Raw genomic sequence first — 21,291 nt, 5'->3', positions numbered from 1 at the left:
CGCGGGTCGCTGCACCGACATACGGCGGGCATAGCGTGACCGGGCCGCCTCATGGCGGTATCCCAGAGGAGAATCCCGTGTCCCCCAAGAAATACCTCGCGCTCGCTGTACTCTCCACGCTTGCATGCGGTCTGTCTGCGCATGTGTATGCCGATGACGATGATGCGCATGATGTGCGGCAGGCGCACGCCAAGCATGTCCTGCTGATCTCGGTCGATGGCCTGCATCAGTCCGATCTCGACTGGTATGTCGGTAGCCATCCGGGTTCCACGCTCGCGCGCCTTGTGCACCAGGGTGTGAGCTATCGCAACGCCCGTACGCCGTTCCCGTCCGACTCGTTTCCCGGCATGGTCGGCCAGGTGACCGGCGGCAACCCCAAGACCACCGGCATCTACTACGACGACGCGTACAGCCGGAGCCTGCTGCCGGCCGGTACGACGGCCGCCAACTGCCACACCACCAAGCCGGGCGCCGAGGTGTTCTACGCCGAGGTCATTGCCAAGGATCTGAACCGCCTCGACAGCGGCCAGGGTATCCCAGGCCTGTATGCCGATCTGTCGAAGATCTCGCAATTGACCGGCCATGCGCAGGACCTGATCGACCCGGCGTTTCTGCCGGTCTCGCCCATCACGTGCGCGCCGGTCTATCCGCATCAGTATCTGAAGGTGAACACCGTGTTTGAAGTCGCGCGCAAGCACGGTCTGCACACGGCCTGGTCGGACAAGCACGCCGCCTACGAAATCCTCAACGGCCCGAGCGGCCAGGGTATCGACGACTTGTTCGCGCCCGAGATCAACAGCTCGGTGACCGACCCGTCGCTGCCGGCTGGCCCTGGCCCCGACTGGACCAAGGACAACACCGACACACAGCGCTACGACAGCTTCAAGGTGCTGGCCGTGCTGAACTGGCTCAAGGGCCACGACCACGCCGGCAACGGTACGCCGGGCGTGCCGGCCATCCTGGGCATGAACTTCCAGGCCGTGTCGACTGCGCAGAAGCTGAACAAGTCGGCGTACTACCCGGACCCGTCCAACACCGCCAACAAGGTGAAGGGCGGCCTGGGCGGCTACACCAACAACGGCACGGTGCCGGGGCCGGTGCTGCAGAGCGCGCTCACGTTCGTCGACAACAAGTTGGGCGAGTTGGTCAAGGCGACTGACCCGTCCAACACGGTCGTGATCGTGTCGGCCAAGCATGGCCAATCACCCAACAGCCGCGCAGATCTCACCATCGTCAACGACGGCGACATGATCGACGCACTCAACTGCGCGTGGGAAAAGTACGCCGCCACCTGCAAGGACGCGACCAAGCCGCACCTCGTCGCGCATGCCATGGACGACGACGGCATCCTGCTGTGGTTGAACGACCGCTCGCCAGCTGCACTGCGGTTCGCCAAGCAGTTCCTGCTGGGCTATTCGGGCACGGGCCTGGGTTCGGATGCGGCGGGCAATGCAACGTCCAAGCCATTCACGCAGGCCGGCGCGAGCCGCTTCGTGATTGGTGAGGAGGTGGCCGACTTCTTTGGTGCGAAGCCCAGCGACGATCGCTTCCCCGATGTGGTCGGTATCGCGCAGCAGGGCACGGTGTGGGCGGGCAGCAAGCTGTCGAAGATCGCCGAACATGGTGGCTTCCGTCCGGAGAACCGCCACGTGCCGATCGTGGTCTGGGGTGCAGGCATCGGCTACGACGTGGTGGATGAGCATGTCGACACCAACCAGATCGCGCCGACCATCCTGAGTGAGCTGGGCCTCAAGCCGCACGAGCTGCAAGCAGTACAGATCGAAGGCACGAAGCGTCTGCCGCACCTGCATTGATGCGGTTTAAGCAGGCATAAAAAAACGCCGGGGATTTCCCGGCGTTTTTCACTGCGCGATCGCCTTATTGCTTGGCGGGTTCAGCGGCCTTCGGTGCCGAAGCGGCATCGGTCTTGGCTTCCGACTTGGCGGCAGCCTTGTGCGCCTTCTTGTGGGCGTGGTGCTTCTTCTCGTGCTTGGCTTCGGCCTTCGGAGCGGAAGCGGCATCGGTGGCAGTCGCCGCAGCGGCCGGTGCCGGTGCGGGAGCAGCAGCCGGTGCGGACGCGGTGCCAGCTGCGAACACGGGGGCGGCAAAGGCACCAGCAACGATCAGAGCGGCCAGGGATTGAGCGACTTTCATGTGAGACTCCTTGAGGATATTGCGGGACTTCAGATACATGGATCTCGTCCCATGTGCGATCCATGCCTCCAAAAACGCTTCATATCGTGAGGGCGTGTACCGCTGTTTGTAAGCGTTCTTCCCACGATGTAAGCGCGCGTAACAATGTAGAAAGTGTGTCACGCAATATCTGTCAATTTTTGTTGAGACGTATCAACGTGCCGATCCGCACATCGGCGTATCGTCAGGCTTCAGGTGGACATTGGCCGGCGCCTGCACGACACTGCCCGGTGATGCGCGGGTCATCCCGATGCTGGGGTCGCGCGTTGAATGGCGGTGGCGAGGGACGTATTGGGTCACGTCCCCTCCCGTTACCGGGTGCGCCGCATCTTCGTTTTTTCATAAGGACAACACGATGAACAAGCTCCTGGCTGCCCTCGTGGCAGCAGTCTTCAGCGCCGGCGCATTTGCGCAGGCTTCCGCCCCGGCTGCTCCGGCTGCACCCGCCGCCGCACCAGCACCCGCCGCCGCGGCCCCGGCTGCAGGCGAGAAGAAGGCACACCACCATAAGAAGAAAAAGAAGAAGCACGACCACCGTCCGAAGCTGCAGAACCCGAGCGAGTTCGGCAAGGGCGGCTAACCGGTTTCCCGGTTTTTCTGCACACCAAGGCGCCGGCCCTCGAAAGGGGCCGGCGTTTTGTTTTGGGGCTGTCTGTCGGGCTGGTGCAAAACTGCGCTAAAGTCGCTTGACTTAGAGTGCGCTCTAACTTCTAAGCTCCGTTCATGACCACTTTCCTGACCATCGCTCAAGTTGCAGAAGCCACCGGCCTGTCGACGCATACGCTGCGCTACTACGAGCGCATTGGCCTGCTCGACAGCGTGCAGCGGCGCGATAACGGCCACCGTGTCTTCCGTGCGGAAGACATGACGTGGCTCGCGTTCCTGCTTCGCTTGCGCGACACCGGCATGCCGATTGCGCAGATGCTGCAGTACGCAGCGCTGCGGCGGCAGGGCGACAGTCTGGAGAGTGTGTCGGCGCGCCAACGCTTGCTGGAGTTGCATGCTGCGGCGCTGGAGGCGGAGCAGCGTGCGCGGGCCGAAACACTGGCCGTGCTGCACGAGAAGATCGTCAACTACGACGGCATCCGGGCCCGGATTGCCGCCGCAGAAAGCGCGCTGGGTTCCGCTTCCTCATCTCGAAAACCGAAACGCCCATCGAACGAGGACGCACATGACTCTGATCGCACAAACCGCACCGCAAGCCGCAAACCACGCCAACCTGCAGGACGCCCCGAATCGTGAGCGCTACGCCCGGGGCTGGCAAAAGCTCAAGGAAGTCGATGACGTGGCCGGCGAACGCGTGGTCGAGGCCTTGGCCGACATCTCGCCCGACCTTGGCCGCTACATCGTCGAATTTGGGTTTGGCGATGTCTACAGCCGCCCGGGTCTGACGCTGCGCGAGCGTGAGATCGCCACCATTGCCGCGCTAACGGCCCTGGGCAATGCGGCACCGCAATTGAAGGTGCATATCGCCGCGGGGCTCAACGTGGGGCTCACCCGCCAAGAGATTACCGAGACCATCCTGCAGATGGCGCTATACGCGGGCTTTCCGGCAGCGCTCAACGGCATGTTTGCCGCCAAGGACGTGTTTGCCGCTCACGACGCGGAGGAAACGGGCGAGGCAGGCGGATTGATGCGCCGCGACACCAGCAACTGATCGATGCGGTGGTTGTCGATGTCGAGCACCTCGATGTGCAGCGGCCCGATGTCGATGCTTTCGCTCTTCTTGGGGATGCGCTTGAGCGCGTAGATGACCAGTCCGGCAATGGTTTCGATGTGGTGCTCGCCGGGCAGGTCGTCCAGGTCGAAGGCGCGCTTGACGTCGCCGATGGGCGTGACGCCGTCGACCAGGCAGGAGCCATCGTCGCGGCGCACGATCTGCTCGTCTTCGCCCAGGTAAAGGATGTCACCCATCACCGCGCCGACGATGTCGTCAAGCGTGACGATGCCCACCACCAGCCCATACTCGTTGATCACCGCGCCAAAGCTCTGGTGCATCTCGCGAAAGCGCGTGAGCGCCTGCGACAGGTTGAGCGTGTCAGGCAGCACCAGCAGGTTCTTGTCAAAGTGCTTGGCCAGGTTGCGGATCACGGTGGCGGATTCCTCCGACAAGATCTGCTTCAGGATGTCCTTCGAGGCGATGAAGCCGAGCACCGAGTCGATGTCGTCGCGGCAGACGAGGTACTCCGCATGCGGCTGGGCGATGATCTTCATCTTGATCGATTCCAGCGGCTCGTCGGTCGTGAAGTAGACGACCTCGTCGCGCACGGTCATGACCGAGGTGATGGTGCGCGATTCCAGCTCGAACACGTTCTCGATCATGGCCAGCTCGTGCTTGCGCAGCACGCCGGCCTCGGCGCCGGCGCCCACCATGGCGGCGATGTCTTCCGTAGTGATCTGCTCAACGCGGTGCGTGGGCACCCCAAACAGCTTCAGGAACAGATCGGCCGCGCCGTTGAATAGCCAGACCACCGGCCGCAGCACGCGCAGGCACGTCTGGATTGGGCCGATGACGCCCAGTGCACAGCGCTCGGGATAGAGCACCGCCAGGCGCTTGGGCAGCAGGTCGGCAAACAGGATGAAGAGTCCCGTCACGATCATGAAACCGGCGATGCTGGCGATGCGCTCGGCGCGGGCAGCGGGCAGCCAGTCGCCCAGCGATGTGGCCAGCGGCCCCGAGATCTGGCTGTCGCCGATGACACCGGCCAGGATGGCCACCGCATTCACGCCGATCTGCACCACGGTGAAGAAGTTGCCCGGCGTGTCCTTGAGCTGCAGCACGCGCAGAGCGCGGGTGTCGCCGTCGTCGGCCAGCGTTTGCAGGCGGGTGCGCCGCGAGGCAGTGAGCGCGATCTCGGAAGCAGAAAAGAAGGCGCTGATCAGGATGAGCGCGACAAGGATGAAGGCGGACATGGTGGCGGGGCGGGCGTGCCGTTGCGTTGCAAGGCCGCTCGGAATGTGGCTGCGGACGATCATGGTGCAGCCGGGATCGCTTTGTCAAACCACAGCGCGGAGCACGCATGCCTGAGGCAACGCTAAACAATTGTCTATGTCCCGGTGTGGTGCATAGCCATCGAAAAGTGGTTTGCCGCGTACCCACACGATGGGCGATACTTGCAGCCTGGGGACATATTGTCTCGGTTTGCCTTGCGGGGCCTGCGTTTGCGGGCGGCATTCCGGAAAAAGGACAAATGTACCGTCTGGCGCAAGTATTGCGCCGCTATTTCAGTGCCGGCGCAGATCGGCCCAATGTGGCACGGAGTTGTGTGCACACAGTTGCATAGGAGTGGTAGGTCATGTGGATTCTCAGCCGCGTACAGCGGCGCACCGGGGGGAAACGGGGGAATACGGCAGGGACGGTCGGACGGGGTGTGGCTAGGTTTGCAGCGTGGGTTGCAGCCGCACTCGTGTCGATGCCTTGTGTGACGCTTGCTCAACAAGCGCCTGCCACCACCGGGTCCGGTGCGTCAGGGGTCACGTCTTCAATCTCGGCCAACGCGCCGAACATTGCGTGGTACTACGGCGACAAGCCGCCCGTGGCACAGCTGCGGGCCTTCGACGCGGTCGTCATCGAGCCGGACCACGGCTTTGATCCGTCGCAGTTCAAGACACCCAAGACACAGTGGTACGCCTACGTGAGCGTGGGCGAGGTCACGCCCGAGCGCAGCTGGTACAAGGATCTGCCCAAGGCCTGGTTGTCTGGCCGCAACGCGGCATGGGCGTCGCGCGTGGTGGACCAGGCCCAGCCAGACTGGCCGGCCTTCTATGTCGATCATGTGATCAAGCCGCTGTGGGACAAGGGCTACCGTGGCTTCTTCCTTGATACGCTCGACTCGTACCAGCTCGTCGCCAAGGACGAGGCGGCACGCGCGGCGCAAGAAGCCGGCATGGTGCGCACGATCCAGGCGATCAAGGCGCGTTATCCGGATGCCAAGCTGATCTTCAACCGTGGGTTCGAGATCCTGCCGCAGGTGCATGACCTCGCCTATGCGGTGGCGTTTGAATCGCTGTACCGCGGCTGGGACCAGGGCAGCAAGCAGTACCGGCAAGTGAGCGATGCCGACCGCGAATGGCTGATGGGCCAGGTGCGCAAGATTCGCGACGAGTACCACCTGCCTGTGATCGCCATCGACTATTGCCCGCCGGCTGACCGCGCCTGCGCGCGCGAGACGGCCAAGCGCATCAAAGCGCAAGGGCTGGTGCCGTACGTGACGGATCCGGACCTGTCGACGATTGGCGTGGGGCGCATCGAGGTGCTGCCGCGCAAGGTGCTGATCCTGCAAGACCGCGACCCGCGCACCACCATCGACACCAGCGAGGGCGTGCGCTTTATTGCCACGCCGCTCAACTTTCTCGGCTACGACGTCGAGTACGCCGACATCAACAAGCCGCTGCCCGCATCCGTACCGCCCGACCGCTATGCCGGCGTGGTGGTGTGGGTGAACACCAGCCCGATCAAGCAGGTGGCAGCGCTGTCGACGTGGGTGCGACAGCGCATTCATGACGGCGTGCGCATCGCCTTCATGAACCAGTTTGGCCTGCCGGTGGACGGCAGCATGGCCGACATGTTCAAGCTGCAGTTGGTGCGCGGGCGCGCCAGCGGGCCGCTGTCGGTGGTGTCGCAAGACAAGATCATCGGTTTCGAGATGGCGCCGCAGCCCGAGCGCCGCGAGGCCCAGCCGATTCAGGTGGGCGACCATGGACAGTCGCTGCTGCGACTGAAATCGGGCAACTTCGAATTTGACGCCGCCGCCATCACCGATTGGGGTGGCTACGTGCTGAATCCGTACGCGGTGTTCTCGATGGACACCGTTGAACAGGCGCGCTGGGTGGTGCAGCCGATCGAATTCCTGCGTCGCGCGCTGGCGCTGCCAAACATGCCGATCCCCGACGTGACGTCGGAAAACGGCCGCCGCCTCATGCTGGTGCACGTGGACGGCGACGGCTTTGCCTCGCGCGCCGAGTTTCCCGGCCCAGAGTATTCAGGCGAGGTGCTGCTGCAGGACGTGTGGGACAAATACCGCATTCCGACCACGCTGTCGGTCATCGAAGGCGAGGTGGGCTCCACCGGCCTGTATCCCAAGCTGACGCCGCGCCTGGAGGCGATCGCCCGCAAGATGTTCGCGTTGCCGTACGTTGAACTGGGCACGCATACCTATTCGCACCCGTTTGACTGGAGCCGCACGGTCCAGAGCAACGCGACGAAAGAGGGGCCGGGTAAGGATGCAGGCGGTGGCGATACGGCCTTCGCGCTGACCATTCCCGGCTATAAGTTCAGTCTTGACCGCGAAATCTCGGGGTCCATCAACTACATCAACGAGCGCCTTGCACCGCCGGGCAAGCGCGTGAAGATCCTGCAGTGGTCGGGCGACTGCCAGCCGCCTGAAATTGCCGTGCGCATGACCTGGGATGCGGGCGTGCTCAACCTCAACGGTGGTGATACCACCATCACGCGCAGCTCGCCGTCGTGGACGGAGATCGCCCCGCTGGGTATCGACAAGGGCCCGGGGGCCTACCAGGTGTTTGCACCCAACCAGAACGAGAACGTCTATACCAATGACTGGACCGGCCCTTTCTACGGTTTCGATCGCCTGATTGAAACGCTGCAGATGACCGACACGCCGTATCGCTTCAAGCCCGTCAACATCTACTACCACATGTATTCGGGCACCAAGCTTGCGTCGCTGAAGGCCTTGAAGAAGGTCTACGACTACGCGCTCGCGCAGCCGGTGTTCCCGATCTATTCCACCGAATACGTGGTCAAGGTGCTGGATTTCCGCAACATGGTCGTTGCCCGGGACGTTGAGGATGGCAACACCTGGGTCGTGCGCGGCGATGGCGATTTGCGCGAACTGCGCTGGATGGCGCCCGGCACGCCGCGGCTGGCCGATGCGCAGGGCGTGGTTGGCTATGACAAGGCGGCTGGTGGCATCTATATCCACCTGGATGACGGTGCCGCGCGTTTTACCCTCGCGCCTGAGGCGGAATCCGCAAAGCCAGCGTACATTGCAGAAGCAGCCGCCTTCGTACGCAGTTTTGCGCGAAACGGTAATGCGTTGAGTTTCGAGGCGGGCGGCTATTACAAGCCGTTCGTCCGTCTAGCCAACGCCGGCGCGTGCCGCGTGAAAGTCAACGGCAACCCCGCCCGCACCGCCCGTGCACAGGACAACACCGTGCGCGTTGACCTGACTGGAGCTGCTGCTCAAACCGTGACCTACCAACGTGTCGATGTGGTCTGCTGACCTGACCCCGCGTGAACGGCTGCTGCCGGCCTGGCTGATCGGCACGCTTGGCGCGCTGATCGGGCTGGCGCTCGCCTTGATGTTCCCGCGCGAGCGCCTGGAGGCACGCCTGCTTGATGGGACCAATTCGGGCAGCAAGGTCGATGCACTGTCGGTGGCCTATCTGGAGGCCTGGCTGCGCGTGCGCCCGAACGATGGGGAATTCCTCAGCGTGCTGGCCGCCCAGTACGTGCGCACCGGTCGGCTGGAAGAGGCCGAAGCCATGGTCGCCCGCATGCGCGCGCTGCATGACAAGTCGCTCGACCGTGAAGCGTTGCTGCTCGATATCGCCATCCGCGAGCAACGCGCCTATGCACTGCAACCGAACGATCCGCAACGTGCGGCCATGTTGGTCGATCTGCGTGGTCTGCTCAAGCAAGCCCTCGACTACCGGTGGACCGCACCCGAGCTGGAGATTCTCGCGGCCAAATCCCGTGGGCTGGATCAGGGTGCGATTGCCATGCAGTTCTACCAGCGTTTGGCCAAGCAGGATGTGGCACGCTCCGCGCAGTGGCAGGCACGTACCGCAGAGATCGCGCTGGGCGTGGGTGAATACCGCGCCGCTGCTGCCGCCAACTTTGCCGCGCAGGACACCGCCAAGTCGCTCGATGAGCAGCGCCGCTATTTCATCGCCGGTCTGAAGGCGCTGCAGGGCGGCAACCTGCTCGACGAGGCCATGACCGAGGCCCAGCGCCGCGTCGGCCCGCTGATCGACGACACCGAAACGCTGCGCTTCCTTACGCGCCTGGCTCAGGCATGCAACCGCCCCGATCTGGCCGACCAGTACGCTCGTCGTCTGCTGCATCTGTCGTGGCGTCAGACGAATGAGGGGATTGCCTTGGCGTCGGGCGCAGTGCGTCATGACTGGGCATTCGCTGGCCGGCCCGAACCGCTGCCGAGCCCGACGGACGTTGTGTTCATGGATGGCCCCGAGGGCGTGGCCCGTCGCCAGCGTTATGCCGCACGCATTCGCCACGTGGCGGACAAGGCCGACGATGCCGAATCGTCTTCGCATCCGAAGGGCGCTCAGGCCATCGTGCGCGGCATCGCGCCTTTCAATGCGGATGACTACGACCTCGCTTTCCAGGTCTTCATGGGCAGCGGCAACCTGAATGACGCCATGCGCGTGGCCGAGGCCGCGGTGCGCCAGCGCCCCGACCTGAAGATCTGGACTGAGCGCGCCGCCCAGGTGGCCGAGTGGAACCGCCAGCCGATGGTCGCATTGAACTACTGGCTGTCGTACGCGCAATCCACCGGTGACGATGCGGCCTGGCAGCACGTGCTGCGTCTGGCCCCCGCACTTAACGAAGATCACGCCTATCTGGCGGGCCTGCGCTACCAGGCCAGCCGCCAGCCCGGCGACATGAAGCTGCTCGACCAGATCATTGCCGCGTATGAGCGGCTGGGCGAGCCGGTGGAAGGGCTGGCGTACCTGAACAGCATTGCGCGTGGCGCGCACCGCCAGATGGTGCTGGAGCGCTATGCCAACCTGGCCGAGCGGGCCGGCAAGGATGACCAGGCTTACGACACGTACGTGCGCTTGCAGAAGGAATTCGGCCCCAACGCGCAATACGCGCTCAAGCTGGCGAACATCCTGTACGTACGCGGGCAGTTCGAGCAGGCGCTCACGGCCATGCAGGTTGCAGAGAAGGCCGCTTCGCCCACGGACGATCTCTACTGGCGCACCTTCGCGCAGCTTGCCCGGCTGAACCAGCGCGATGATCTGTCACGCAAGGCGTATCGCCAACTGCTGATTGGTGGCAAAGCAGAGCCGGACGATCTCACGACGATGATCGACTTCTACGACGCCAGCCCCATCGACGCCGGCCGTCTGTCTGAACTTGCCTTCCGCAAGGACGGCACGATGGTCCACCTGCAGCAGGCCATCTACTACTACACGCGGGCGCGTGCCTTCCGCCGCATCGAAGGGCTGCTCGCCTCGCTCACACCGGAGCAACGTAAAGCCGCCGAGCAATCCGCCGGCGTGCTGGGCGCGCGCGCCGAGTACTTCCGCCAGAGTGGCCAATGGGATGCGGCCATGCGTGATTTGCGCCGCGCCGTCTCGCTGCCCGATGCCGGCAGCGATGTGAAGGCCGCCTTCCTCTGGGGCCTGCTCGACTCCGGCCAGAATGCCGAGCTCAAACGCGCCCTGGCCCTGTGGCGCGGCGAGGCCGAGAACGATTCCGCTTACTGGGGCGCATACGCTGCGGCCGGGCTGCAACTGTTCGACGCCAACCTCGCGCTGCGCTTCCTCGGCCGCCAGGGCAAGTCGATGCAGACCGATCCGCTCTGGCTGCTGGCCTATGCCGACGCGCGTGAGATGGCCGGGCAGGCCGACGCCGCCTGGGCCCTGCGCCGCGAAGCGTGGTGGCTGCTGTGGCGTGCCGAAGACAAGGTCGGGGGCAACAAGACCAAGGTGCCTACAGGCCGCCGTGTCGGTACGCGCGTCACGGTGGGCGACGATGATGCAGTGCCGCTCGAAGAGGATGCCCGTACCGAACTGCGCGCCCGACGCGTCTCGCTGGCCCAAACGTTCGGGTCTGGTGACCTGTCGCAGCGCTTGCTGATCGAGTTGCTGCGCGATGATCGCCGTGCGACGAAGCAGGCACGCGAGGGCGGGCGCTCTGCAATGGACAAGTCCGAGTTGGGCGATATCGACATGCTGCCGCCCGAGCCACCGGAAATGCCCGCGGACAAGCGCAAGCACGCCCGTGTGAGCGATCAGCTCGTCTCCGCCGTGGCCAAGGAAGCGGCGTTGGGCTGGGCGCTGTCGCAGGAAGCGAATGACCTGGCACGTGCGTGGCTGCTGCAGCAATACGCGCGCCGCATGACGCGCCCGGCCTATGCCGAGATCTCCATCGCTCTGGCTGAGCGTGACCTGCAGACGCTCAACCGCCTGCTGGACGATACGCCTGACCGCATCCCGCTCTACAACCGCATCGACGCCAACGTGATGACGGATCGCCTGGGTGAGGCACAGCGCCTGTCGTTCGAAGGCCTGACCACCGCGCCCGATGACGAGCAGCTCCACGAGCGCGTGCAGGAAACGCTGCTGACCAACGCACAGGCATTGGAGCCGCGCGAGACGTGGTTCAAGCAGGCGCCGCTCACGTATTTCGAGAGCAGCGCAGCGGCCGGCATGCGCCTGACCGACCACACCAGCATGCTGCTGCGCGCTACCCAGCGGAACCAGCGCTCGACCGACGACACGCAGCTCACCGGCGTGCCTGCGCAGGATCGCAGCGTCGACTGGATATCTCAGTATCAGACGCAGAACACGCAGTGGAAGGGCACGGTGGGCTGGCGCCAGGGGCTGGCATCGTTCTATGCATTCCGGCTGGATGGGCTGTTGGGGCAGGTCGGGCCGCTGGGCACCGAACTGTCGATCGGTCGCAACCAGCCCGCGAACGAGACCCCGCAACTGCGCGTGGGTGGTGTGAAGGATCTGTTCTCCATCGGCAACAACTGGCGTTTGACGCAAAACGAATACGTGCGCGCCCGCGTGGAAGGCGACCGCTTCTACGGGCAGGACCGCTCGTTCCTGGGCAGCGGCATGGTGGTCGACGGCGAGATCGGCCACCGCTTCCGGGTGGAATATCCTGACTACACCATCCGCGTGGTGGGCACGATGGCGCGCTACAACGCATCAGGCACGGTCAGCCCGTTGATGGCGCGTTTGCTGCCGGGCGGTACAACGCCGGATGTCGATCAGATCATGCCGCGCTCATTCAACCAGTTCGGCATGCTGTTTGGCTTCGGCACGGACTATCTGGACCGCTACACCCGCGCCTGGCGGCCGTTCATGGATGTCGGCATGCTGCACGACAACCGCGAAGGGTGGGGCGTGCAGGCGCAGCTTGGGCTGGCGGGCAGCGTGTTCGGCAACGATCATCTGGCGCTGTACATCGAACACCAATCGATCACGCGGTCGGGCACATCGCCGCTGACGGAAATCGGGCTGCGCTACCGCTGGCTTTACTGAAGCGCAAGCGACGAATACGACGAACAAGTAGAAACGGGGAAACACCAGCATGAAGAACAACGGAAGCATCCAGGAGAAAGCGATGACACCCTTGCTCGACAAGATGAAAGCCGGCCGCCGCCGCTGGCTGGCCGCCGCTGCAGGCGTTGGCGTGGCGCTTGCGCTGTCTGCGTGTGCCGTGGTCGACAGCGGCCGCGCACCGGCCACCAGCGCGTCTGACGCATGGGTCGTGCTGCCCATCGTCAACTACACCGAAACGCCGCAGGCCGGGCTGCGTGCCGAGACCATCGCCACCAGCATCCTGAAGGCGCGCGGCTTTACCAACCTCAAGCAATATCCGGCCAATTTGAACAGCGAATCGTTGTTCGAGCCCGCCGAGCGCGAGGCCGTGGCCCGCGCGCTGGATTGGGCGCGCGGCGAGAAGGCCCGCTATGCCCTGACCGGCGCCGTGGACGAGTGGCGCTACAAGGTGGGCGTGGATGGCGAGCCTGCCGTCGGCATCACGCTGCAGGTGATTGACGTGCAAAGCGGCAACGTGATCTGGAGCGCCGCCGGCAGCCGCACCGGCTGGAGCCGCGATGCCGTCTCGGCAGTGGCGCAGAAGCTGCTGCGCGAGTTGCTCTCGCCGCTGGGCCGAGGCTGATGAAGACCGAAGCGGCACAGCGTACGCAGGAGGGCGCGCAGACCGCCGCCGCCGAGGCGCGCGGTCGCGATCGTCGGCGCAATGCGCAGGGCATCGGCGCATCGTCGTGGTATGGGCGCTTGATCGCGCCGGCCGTGTCGAGCCCGACCGCGGTGCTGGAAACGCTGGGCGCCACGATCGTTGCCATCGGCATCGTCTGGCTGTTCGTGCCGGACAATCCGCTGCTGCTCGGCTACGGGTTCCCGTGGATCTGGCTGGTGCCGCTCATCCTGGCGCTGCGCTACGGCACGCTGCTAGGCGCGGCCGCTGCGCTGGTGGTGCTGGGCGCGTGGTGGCTGTTCTACGGACAGGGCGCAGCGGCCGTCGCCTTCCCCCGCATGTACTTTCTGGGCGGGCTGATGCTGGTGCTGGTTGGCGGGCAGTTCGGTGACATCTGGGGCGCGCGGCTATCGCGTGCGCGCACCGTCAACGGTTACTTGAACGACCGCCTGGCCGCGCTGACCAAGAACCACTTCCTGCTGCGTCTTTCACACGAGCGGCTGGAGAACGATCTGCTGGCCAAGCCGACCACGTTGCGCGACACGCTCACGCAACTGCGCAACCTGGCACTGGCCGCACGCGAACACGGCGACGGTACCAACCAGCCCGACGTGGCACAACTGCCGGGTGCCGTGCAGTTCCTGCAATGGACGGCGCAGGCCTGCCAGCTGGAGGTGGCCGCGATGGTGCGTGTGACACGTAATCAGGTCGATACCGAACCCGTGGCCCGCGTCGGCACGCCGTTCGACATCGTGGCCGATGACCCGTTGATCCGCCATTGCATCGACACCCACACGCTGGGCCACCCGCAGGCGCCCGAGTTGCGCCATGAAGACAGCTCGCGCTACGTGGCCTGCGCGCCGGTGCTGTCGGGTGCTGACGAGTTGATCGGCATCGTTGTCGTGCAGCAGATGCCGTTCCTGTCGCTGTCGTACGAGAACCTGCAGTTTCTGCTGGTGCTGCTGGGTTACTACGCCGATGGCGTGCGCCACCTCACCGTCAGCTCCGAGATTCTCGACCTCGTGCCCGATGCGCCGTACGACTTTGCGCTCGACCTTGGCCGTCTGGCGCGCCTGCACCGCGATACCGGCATCGACTCGTCGGTGGTCGCGCTCATCTTTGACCAGGACGAGGCCAGCGACGCACTGTTCGAACAGGTGGTGCGCAGCCGCCGTGCGCTGGACGTGGTCTGGCAGGCGCGCGGTAAGGCGCGTCGTGCCATCGTCACGCTGATGCCGCTGTCAGGCGCGGGTGCCGTGTCGGCCTATCTGGTGCGCATTGAAGACAGCCTGCGCGCCCAGTTCGGCGTCGATTTCGAGCAGTCGCACATCGGCGTCCAGACGCTGCACGTGACGGGCGAGCACCCTGGTGAGGCGCTGGTGCGCTTCATCGCGCGCTGCCACCTGGACGGCTGAAGCGAGGGCGCGACCATGTTCAAGCTCACGCTCAGTGGCATCTCGGCCCAGATTGCAGCGGTGGTGATGGTGCTGCACGCCGGCAACAGCCTGGCGCTGCTGCTGTCGTGCCTGCTACTGCAGGGCACCGCCGCCGCGCTGATCGGGCTGGCCGCCTGGCGCCTGCTGCCGCGCCGCTATCGCGTGCCGTTTGTCTGGACGTATGGCTACCTCGTCGCCCTGTGCTTCTTCGTGCCGGTGGCGGGGTGTCTGCTGGTGCTGGGCAGTCTGCTGCTCGGCAAGCTATTCCCCAAGCCGGAGGGCGACAAGGACATCGCCGATGTGGGCTTGCCGGTGTTCGTCGCGCATTTGATTTCGCGCGTGACGCACGGCGGTGGGGCGCGGCTGCGCGCTCAACTGAGCAACGAGCGTGCGCCGGTGCAAAGCCGCATGACCGCGCTCGTGGCCATGCAGTCGATGCCCACCCGCACAGCCAGCCCCGTACTGCGCGACCTGCTGGCCGATCCGGTGGACGACATCCGCCTGCTGGCCTACGGCATGCTCGACAACGCCGAGAAGGTGTTGATGCAGAAGATCCTGGCCGAGCTGCCGCGCCTGGAAGAGGCCACCACGCCCGAGGCTCGCTACGACATCAACAAGCGCTTGGCCGATCTGTACTGGGAGCTGATCTACCAGAACCTGGTGCAAGGCGATGTGTACCGCTATACCGCTGAACAGGTGGAGCGCTACGCCAGCGCGGCGCTGGATATCCAGCCGGACAACGCGGCGCTGTGGTACATGCGCGGCCGGCTGGCCTTGTCGCGCCGCGAGCCCGATGTGGCCGAATCGCACCTGCGCGAAGCTGAGCGGCTCGGCTTTCCGCGTGACCGCCTGCTGCCGCCGCTGGCCGAGGCCTGCTACCTGCGCCGCGACTACGCCGGCGCGCGCGCCGCGCTGGCGCAATTCTCCAACCGCTCGCCGCTGCCATTGCTGCGTCCGCTGCTGCGCTACTGGACATCATGAGCGACCAATTTCCACGCGCCCAGTCCGCCGACGTCGCGCTGCTGCTCGAAGGGACGTTTCCCTATGTGAGCGGCGGGGTGTCGAGCTGGGTCAACCAGATGATCCGGGCGTTTCCGGACATCCGCTTTGCCGTCGTCTTCATTGGCAGCCGCCGTGAAGATTACGGCAAGCCCGTCTACGCCATCCCCGAGAACGTGGTGCACGTGGAGTGCCACTACCTGTACGACTTTCCGCCGCCGCCCCTGGTGCAGGCCAGCGGCGGTGATCCGGCCGCCTTCGAGCGCTCGCGCAAGCTGCACGAAGCGCTGCGCAATCCCGCGAATAAGGACGAGACGGCCGATCTGATCCGCGCGTCCATTGCAGACCTGCGTGACGATGGCCCGCTGGCCGAGGAGCAGTTCCTCTACAGTCACCGCGCCTGGGACATGATGACGGACTACTACCGGCGCTACTGCACCGACCCGTCGTTCACCGATTACTTCTGGACCGTGCGCATCATGCACAAGCCGCTGTGGCAGCTTGTGCGCATTGCCGAGAACCTCATCCCGGTGAAGGTGTTCCACACCATCTCGACCGGCTACGCGGGCTTCCTGGGCGCGCTGCTGCGCTACAAGCGTGGGCGTCCGCTGCTGGTGTCGGAGCACGGTATCTACACCAAGGAACGCAAGATCGACTTGTTCCAGAGCCAGTGGATTCGTGACAACCGCAGCATCTTCGAGAAGGACATCGCGCAGATCAGCTACTTCCGTGATCTATGGGTGCGCTTTTTCGAGACCATGGGCCGCGTCTGCTACGACGCCGCCGAAGAAATCACCGCGCTGTACGAGGGCAACCGGCTGCGCCAGGTGATCGACGGCGCGCCGGTAGAGAAGACACGCAGCATCCCCAACGGCATCAACCTGCCGCGCCTGGCTGCCTTGCGCGACAAGCGCCCCGCCAACGTGCCGCGCGTGATGTGCCTGATCGGCCGGGTGGTGCCGATCAAGGACGTGAAGACGTTCATTCGTGCCATGCTGACCATCACGCGCGAGATGCCCGACGCCGAAGGCTGGATCGCCGGCCCGGAAGACGAAGACCCGGAATACGCACACGAATGCCACAGCCTGGCCGAAAGCCTGGGCCTGGGTGATCGCATCAAGTTTCTCGGTTTCCAGAAGATCGACGACATCCTGCCCAAGGTGGGCGTGCTGGTGCTGAGCTCCATCAGTGAGGCGCTGCCGCTGGTGGTGCTGGAAGGATTTGCCGCCGGTGTGCCATCGGTCACCACTGATGTGGGGTCGTGCCGCCAGTTGCTGTTCGGCCTGGAAGGCGACGACGCCGCCTTGGGTGCCGCCGGCGCTGTGGTGCGCATTGCTGACCCGGCTGCGCTGGCCGGCGAAGTGCTGACGCTGCTGCGTGATGAATCGCGCTGGCATGAAGCGCAGGCCGCAGGCATCGCCCGCGTGGAGCGCTACTACACGCAGGAGATGATGGTCGGCGCCTATCGCGAGCTATACGACCGCTTGCGCATGCTGCCGGATCTGAGCACGGAAGCGGGTGCCAAGACTGCAGCTGCGGCTTGCCCGCATCACGCTCACCAGAAGGGAGCTCGCTGATGGCCGGCATCGGGTTCGAGCTCCGCAAGATGCTCAAGCGCGACAGCCTGCTCGGGCTGCTGCGCGCCTACACCTACGCCGGCATCATCAGCTCCGGCCCGTGGATTCTCTCCATCGTCGGGATTCTGCTGATCGGTATCTTGAGCCTGCCGTTCGTGATTCCCGGCTCGCTCATCACGCAGTTCCAGGTGTCGGTCACCTACTTGATTGCGGTGAGCCTGATCTTGACCGGGCCGCTGCAGCTCGCCTTCACGCGCTTCACGTCCGACCGCCTGTTCGAGAAGCGCGACGACCTCGTCCTGCCCAACTACCACGCCGTGTCGCTGGTCATGACGTTGCTGGCGGGCGGCCTGGGGCTCATCGTCATGCTGTTTGCGTTTCCGCAGCAGTCGGCCATCTACCGGGTGCTGATGCTGGCGGGCTTCGTGGTCATGGCCAACATCTGGATCGCGGTGATCTTCCTGTCGGGCATGAAGCAGTACAAGGCGATCGTGTGGATCTTCCTGATCGGCTACACGCTCACGGTGCTGCTGGCGCTGCTGTTCAACCGTGTGGGGCTGGAGGGGCTGCTGCTGGGTTTTGTGCTGGGGCAGTTGTGTCTGCTGATCGGCATGGCAGGGCTGATCTATCGCAACTTCAGCGGACGGCGTTTCCTGTCGTTCGAGGTGTTCGACAAGCGGTTTGCGTATCCTTCGTTGATGCTGATCGGGCTGCTGTACAACCTTGGCATCTGGCTCGACAAGTTCATGTTCTGGTATGCGCCGGGCACCGGGCAGCAGGTGGTTGGTCCGCTGCATGCGTCGGTCATCTATGACATTCCGGTGTTCCTGGCGTACCTGGGGATCATCCCCGGCATGGCGGTGTTCCTGGTGCGCATCGAGACGGATTTTGTCGAGTACTACGACGCGTTTTACGACGCCGTGCGGGGTGGGGCATCGCTGGAGCACATCGAAGATATGCGCAACACGATGGTGCAGACCATCCGTGCCGGCCTGTACGAGATCGTGAAGATTCAGGCGATGGCGGCGCTGGTGCTGTTTGCCGTGGGGGCTTCGGTGCTGCGGGTGCTGCAGATTTCCGAGTTGTATCTGCCGCTGCTGTATGTCGACACCATTGCGGCGAGCTTGCAGGTGGTGTTTCTGGGTGTGCTGAATATTTTCTTCTATCTGGATCGGCGGCGCGTGGTGCTGGGGTTGACGGCTGCGTTTGTCGTGCTCAACGGCGTGCTGACGTGGATCACGCTGCAGCTTGGTCCGGCCTGGTATGGGTATGGATTTGCAGTGTCGCTGCTGCTGGTGGTGATGGCGAGTCTGGTGATTCTGGATCGGAAGTTGGATCGGTTGGAGTACGAGACGTTTATGTTGCAGTGACATGATGACGGGAAGGGGCGGTTGGTTTTGGTCTTGGTGGTCCACCTCCCTTTCGTGCCCTGCCGGGCCCGACTCACTTTCTTTGTCTTGCCAAAGAAAGTAAGCAAAGAAAGGCGCGCCCGAGATGGCGACCCCCTCCTTGGATTTTTGTCGCGGGGAGGGAAGGGAGGCAAACTCGCTGCGCTCAGACAAGCCTCCCTTCTTTATCCTCCCCGCAACAAAAATCCAAGGCGCCATCAAGGGCCCAACGTCAAAAGAAAAGGCCAACCCTCGCGAGGTTGGCCTTTGTCGTTCTGGCTGGTGCCCAGATGGTTTGTCTTTTTGCCTTTGACTTTCCCTGCCCTATGCGGCGCCTTGAATTTCTGTTGCAAGGAGGAAAAAGGAAGGGAAACTGTTTGAGCGCAGCGAGTTTTTCCCTTCCCCTCCTTGCGACATAAATTCAAGGAGTCTTTCGCCGCATCGGGCGCGCCTTTCTTTGCTTACTTTCTTTGGCAAGACAAAGAAAGTGAGTCAGCCCCGGCAGGGGATGAAACAAGGGATGCACCAACAACATCCATAGCGTGCCAACCGTGCCGCTAAGCCTTCTTCAAAGCCCCCAACACCTCCATCGGCAACGGAAACACAATCGTCGAACTCTTGTCACCAGCAATCTGCGTAAGCGTTTGCAGGTAGCGCAATTGGATGGCCTCAGGCTGCTGCGACAGCATGCGTGCGGCTTCCAGCAATTTCTCCGAAGCCTGCAATTCACCCTCTGCGTGAATGACCTTGGCGCGTCGTTCGCGCTCGGCCTCAGCCTGACGCGCAATCGCACGGATCATCGATTCATTCAGGTCGACGTGCTTGATCTCCACGTTGGCGATCTTGATGCCCCACGGGTCGGTCTGGATGTCGAGCACCTTCTGGATGTCGAGGTTGAGCTTCTCGCGTTCGGCCAGCATCTCGTCCAGTTCGTGCTTGCCGAGAATGGCCCGCAGCGTGGTCTGCGCCAACTGGCTGGTCGCCTCCAGAAAATTGGCGACCTGGATGATGGCGCGCTCCGGGTCGACCACGCGGAAGTACACCACCGCGTTGACCTTGACCGATACGTTGTCGTGCGAGATCACATCCTGCGGCGGCACGTCCATCACCACCGTGCGCAGGTCCACACGCACCATCTGCTGGATGGCCGGGATGATGAGCACCAGGCCCGGCCCCTTTACACGCCAGAAACGGCCCAGCAGGAACACCACGCCGCGCTCGTACTCGCGCAGTACGCGGAACGACGAGATGATCAGCAGCACGGCTAGGAAGATGAAGCCGCCTGCACTGAAGAATCCGTAGAGCATGTTTCTTCTCCTTATGAAGACGCGCCGATTGGGGCCACCGGTTCGACCATCAACGTCAGACCGTGCCGGGCGATCACGCGGACTTGATCACCGCGAGCGATGCCGCCGTCGCAGCGCACGCGCCAGCGCTCGCCGTGGATGCGGGCCCAGCCGTCGCTGTCGGCATCGGCATCTGGCGTATCAACGTCGACGACTTCACCGGTCATGCCGATCAGCGTGTCGCCGCCGGCCACCTTGGGGCGCCGCCGCGCACGCACGGCCAGGCTGGAGACCGCCAGGATGACCGTCAGACTGACGAACGCCAGGCCGAAGATCAGCGGCAGCGGTACGCCAAAGCCCGGTGTCTGCGTGTCGATCAGCATCACCGCGCCCAGGATGAACGCGACGATGCCGCCCATACCCAACGCGCCAAAGGTCGGCAGGAACGCCTCGGCCACCATGCAACCAAGGCCGAGCGAGATCAACGCCAGCCCCGCGTAGTTGATCGGCAGCATCTGCAGCCCGTACAGCGCCACCAGAATGCACACCGCGCCGAGGATGCCCGGTACCACCATGCCCGGCGTGGAGAACTCGAAGATCAGCGCATACACGCCCACGGTGAGCAGCAACAATGCGAGGCTCGGATCGGTGATGACCGCGAGGAAGTGGTTGCGCCAGCCGGGCTCCAGCGTCACCGTCTGGGCGTCTGCGGTGTGTAGCGTGACGGGGCCCGTGGCGGTACGCAGCGCGCGGCCATCCACTTGCTTGAGCAGGTCGGGCACATCGCTGGCGATGAGGTCGATCACGCGCTGGCTGGCCGCTTCCGATGCGTCCAGGCTCACGGCTTCGCGGACAGCGCGTTCGCCCCATTCGGCGTTGCGGCCGCGCAGTTGCGCCAGGCCCCGGATGTATGCCGCAGCATCGTGCATCTGCTTGCGGGCGAGGGTGTCTTCGTTGCTCGAAGAGGTGGGGGCAGCAGGGGCGCTGGCCGGTTTGGCGGCATCGCCTGGATTGGTTGGGTTGGGTGCCGGGCCAGCCGGCGCATGCCCGCCGATACCGATTGCCACCGGGGATGCCGCCCCCAGGTTGGTGGCCGGCGCCATCGCGGCAATATGGCAGGCATAGAGAATGTAGGTGCCGGCACTGGCTGCGCGTGCTCCCCCCGGCGCGACATAGCCCGCCACCGGCACCGGAGAGGCGAGGATGGCCTGGATGATCTGCCGCATCGATGCGTCCAGCCCACCCGGTGTATCCATCTCCAGCACCACGAGCTGCGCGCCTTGCTTGCGCGCCTCTTCCAACCCGTGCACGACATAAGCAGCGCTGGCTGGTCCGATGGCACCCGTGAGCGGCAGCACCACGACCGGCGCAGCGGCGAGCGCCAGGCAACTCCACGCGGCGGTCAGCACGCCCGCCATCCACGCCATGCACTGTGCTGCACGAGACGACCGTCGCATGACAGCCTCC

The 21,291-nt window shown here is 64.3% G+C and carries 15 protein-coding genes; 11 read left to right on the top strand and 4 right to left on the bottom strand.

Annotation, left to right across the window (positions count from 1 at the left end; translation table 11 throughout):
• Positions 1-77: 77 nt before the first annotated feature.
• Positions 78-1,814, top strand: a complete 1,737-nt coding sequence (locus V6657_RS12025) for an alkaline phosphatase family protein (protein ID WP_048934649.1) — start codon at positions 78-80, stop codon at positions 1,812-1,814.
• A 64-nt stretch (positions 1,815-1,878) separates the two neighbouring features.
• Here V6657_RS12025 and V6657_RS12020 read toward each other — a convergent pair whose 3' ends face one another.
• The gene (locus V6657_RS12020) at positions 1,879-2,154 is read right to left on the bottom strand and encodes a hypothetical protein (RefSeq protein WP_021195584.1); all 276 of its coding nucleotides are present in this window, start codon (positions 2,152-2,154) and stop codon (positions 1,879-1,881) included.
• 394 nt (positions 2,155-2,548) lie between these two features.
• On the opposite strand from V6657_RS12020, the gene V6657_RS12015 reads away from it, so the two are divergent.
• From V6657_RS12015 to V6657_RS12005, 3 genes are all read left to right on the top strand, one after another.
• Positions 2,549-2,773, top strand: coding sequence for a hypothetical protein (locus V6657_RS12015; protein WP_048934650.1), 225 nt, complete (start codon positions 2,549-2,551; stop codon positions 2,771-2,773).
• Positions 2,774-2,916: 143 nt separating this feature from the next.
• Complete coding sequence (locus V6657_RS12010; RefSeq protein ID WP_048934651.1) at positions 2,917-3,435, top strand: MerR family transcriptional regulator; 519 nt, start codon at positions 2,917-2,919, stop codon at positions 3,433-3,435.
• On the top strand, positions 3,365-3,850 hold the full coding sequence (locus V6657_RS12005; protein WP_048934652.1) for a carboxymuconolactone decarboxylase family protein: 486 nt from the start codon (positions 3,365-3,367) through the stop codon (positions 3,848-3,850). Before V6657_RS12010 ends, V6657_RS12005 begins: the two co-directional genes overlap by 71 nt.
• Here the strand turns inward: V6657_RS12005 and V6657_RS12000 are convergent.
• Positions 3,790-5,106: a hemolysin family protein gene (locus tag V6657_RS12000; RefSeq protein WP_048934678.1), complete on the bottom strand. Its 1,317-nt coding sequence runs from the start codon at positions 5,104-5,106 to the stop codon at positions 3,790-3,792. The two genes, V6657_RS12005 and V6657_RS12000, sit on opposite strands and share 61 nt — an antisense overlap.
• A gap of 500 nt (positions 5,107-5,606) precedes the next feature.
• On the opposite strand from V6657_RS12000, the gene V6657_RS11995 reads away from it, so the two are divergent.
• The 7 genes from V6657_RS11995 to pelG all read left to right on the top strand — a co-directional run bounded on the left by V6657_RS11995 (position 5,607) and on the right by pelG (position 18,520).
• Entirely contained in the window at positions 5,607-8,435 is a 2,829-nt protein-coding gene (locus V6657_RS11995; protein ID WP_048934653.1) for a bifunctional glycoside hydrolase 114/ polysaccharide deacetylase family protein, read from the top strand.
• Positions 8,422-12,456, top strand: a complete 4,035-nt coding sequence (locus V6657_RS11990; RefSeq protein ID WP_048934654.1) for a tetratricopeptide repeat protein — start codon at positions 8,422-8,424, stop codon at positions 12,454-12,456. Before V6657_RS11995 ends, V6657_RS11990 begins: the two co-directional genes overlap by 14 nt.
• 82 nt (positions 12,457-12,538) lie before the next feature.
• Positions 12,539-13,099: a transporter gene (locus V6657_RS11985; protein WP_048934655.1), complete on the top strand. Its 561-nt coding sequence runs from the start codon at positions 12,539-12,541 to the stop codon at positions 13,097-13,099.
• Positions 13,099-14,553 carry a PelD GGDEF domain-containing protein gene (locus V6657_RS11980; protein ID WP_048934656.1) on the top strand — a complete coding sequence of 485 codons (1,455 nt, stop codon included), beginning with the start codon at positions 13,099-13,101 and terminating at the stop codon, positions 14,551-14,553. The genes V6657_RS11985 and V6657_RS11980 overlap by 1 nt, the downstream gene beginning before the upstream one ends.
• A gap of 15 nt (positions 14,554-14,568) precedes the next feature.
• A complete protein-coding gene (locus V6657_RS11975; RefSeq protein WP_048934657.1) occupies positions 14,569-15,555 on the top strand; it encodes a lipopolysaccharide N-acetylglucosaminyltransferase in 987 nt (328 codons plus the stop codon).
• Positions 15,552-17,150, top strand: coding sequence for a GT4 family glycosyltransferase PelF (gene pelF / locus V6657_RS11970; protein WP_048934658.1), 1,599 nt, complete (start codon positions 15,552-15,554; stop codon positions 17,148-17,150). Before V6657_RS11975 ends, pelF begins: the two co-directional genes overlap by 4 nt.
• Positions 17,150-18,520, top strand: a complete 1,371-nt coding sequence (gene pelG, locus V6657_RS11965) for an exopolysaccharide Pel transporter PelG (protein WP_048934659.1) — start codon at positions 17,150-17,152, stop codon at positions 18,518-18,520. The genes pelF and pelG overlap by 1 nt, the downstream gene beginning before the upstream one ends.
• A 575-nt stretch (positions 18,521-19,095) precedes the next feature.
• Here the strand turns inward: pelG and V6657_RS11960 are convergent.
• Together V6657_RS11960 and V6657_RS11955 are read right to left on the bottom strand one after the other, a co-directional pair.
• Positions 19,096-19,845 carry a slipin family protein gene (locus V6657_RS11960; protein ID WP_048933529.1) on the bottom strand — a complete coding sequence of 250 codons (750 nt, stop codon included), beginning with the start codon at positions 19,843-19,845 and terminating at the stop codon, positions 19,096-19,098.
• An 11-nt stretch (positions 19,846-19,856) separates the two neighbouring features.
• Complete coding sequence (locus V6657_RS11955; protein WP_048933528.1) at positions 19,857-21,281, bottom strand: nodulation protein NfeD; 1,425 nt, start codon at positions 21,279-21,281, stop codon at positions 19,857-19,859.
• Between the last annotated feature and the right edge of the window lie 10 nt (positions 21,282-21,291).

Origin of the sequence: Ralstonia sp. RRA (assembly GCF_037023145.1) — a bacterium.
Lineage (GTDB): Bacteria > Pseudomonadota > Gammaproteobacteria > Burkholderiales > Burkholderiaceae > Ralstonia.
The sequence above is the reverse complement of the archived record's forward strand: the minus strand, read 5'-3'. Positions and strand labels throughout refer to the sequence as shown.

Bases quoted from the DNA above. Each gene is read 5' to 3' on its own strand.
- V6657_RS11980 (WP_048934656.1), top strand. From the start codon at position 13,099: ATGAAGACCGAAGCGGCACAGCGTACGCAGGAGGGCGCGCAGACCGCC.
- V6657_RS12020 (WP_021195584.1), bottom strand. From the start codon at position 2,154: ATGAAAGTCGCTCAATCCCTGGCCGCTCTGATCGTTGCTGGTGCCTTT.
- V6657_RS11995 (WP_048934653.1), top strand. From the start codon at position 5,607: ATGCCTTGTGTGACGCTTGCTCAACAAGCGCCTGCCACCACCGGGTCC.
- pelF (WP_048934658.1), top strand. From the start codon at position 15,552: ATGAGCGACCAATTTCCACGCGCCCAGTCCGCCGACGTCGCGCTGCTG.
- V6657_RS12000 (WP_048934678.1), bottom strand. From the start codon at position 5,106: ATGTCCGCCTTCATCCTTGTCGCGCTCATCCTGATCAGCGCCTTCTTT.
- V6657_RS12015 (WP_048934650.1), top strand. From the start codon at position 2,549: ATGAACAAGCTCCTGGCTGCCCTCGTGGCAGCAGTCTTCAGCGCCGGC.
- V6657_RS11985 (WP_048934655.1), top strand. From the start codon at position 12,539: ATGACACCCTTGCTCGACAAGATGAAAGCCGGCCGCCGCCGCTGGCTG.
- V6657_RS12005 (WP_048934652.1), top strand. From the start codon at position 3,365: ATGACTCTGATCGCACAAACCGCACCGCAAGCCGCAAACCACGCCAAC.
- V6657_RS11960 (WP_048933529.1), bottom strand. From the start codon at position 19,845: ATGCTCTACGGATTCTTCAGTGCAGGCGGCTTCATCTTCCTAGCCGTG.
- V6657_RS12010 (WP_048934651.1), top strand. From the start codon at position 2,917: ATGACCACTTTCCTGACCATCGCTCAAGTTGCAGAAGCCACCGGCCTG.
- pelG (WP_048934659.1), top strand. From the start codon at position 17,150: ATGGCCGGCATCGGGTTCGAGCTCCGCAAGATGCTCAAGCGCGACAGC.
- V6657_RS11955 (WP_048933528.1), bottom strand. From the start codon at position 21,281: ATGCGACGGTCGTCTCGTGCAGCACAGTGCATGGCGTGGATGGCGGGC.
- V6657_RS11975 (WP_048934657.1), top strand. From the start codon at position 14,569: ATGTTCAAGCTCACGCTCAGTGGCATCTCGGCCCAGATTGCAGCGGTG.
- V6657_RS11990 (WP_048934654.1), top strand. From the start codon at position 8,422: ATGTGGTCTGCTGACCTGACCCCGCGTGAACGGCTGCTGCCGGCCTGG.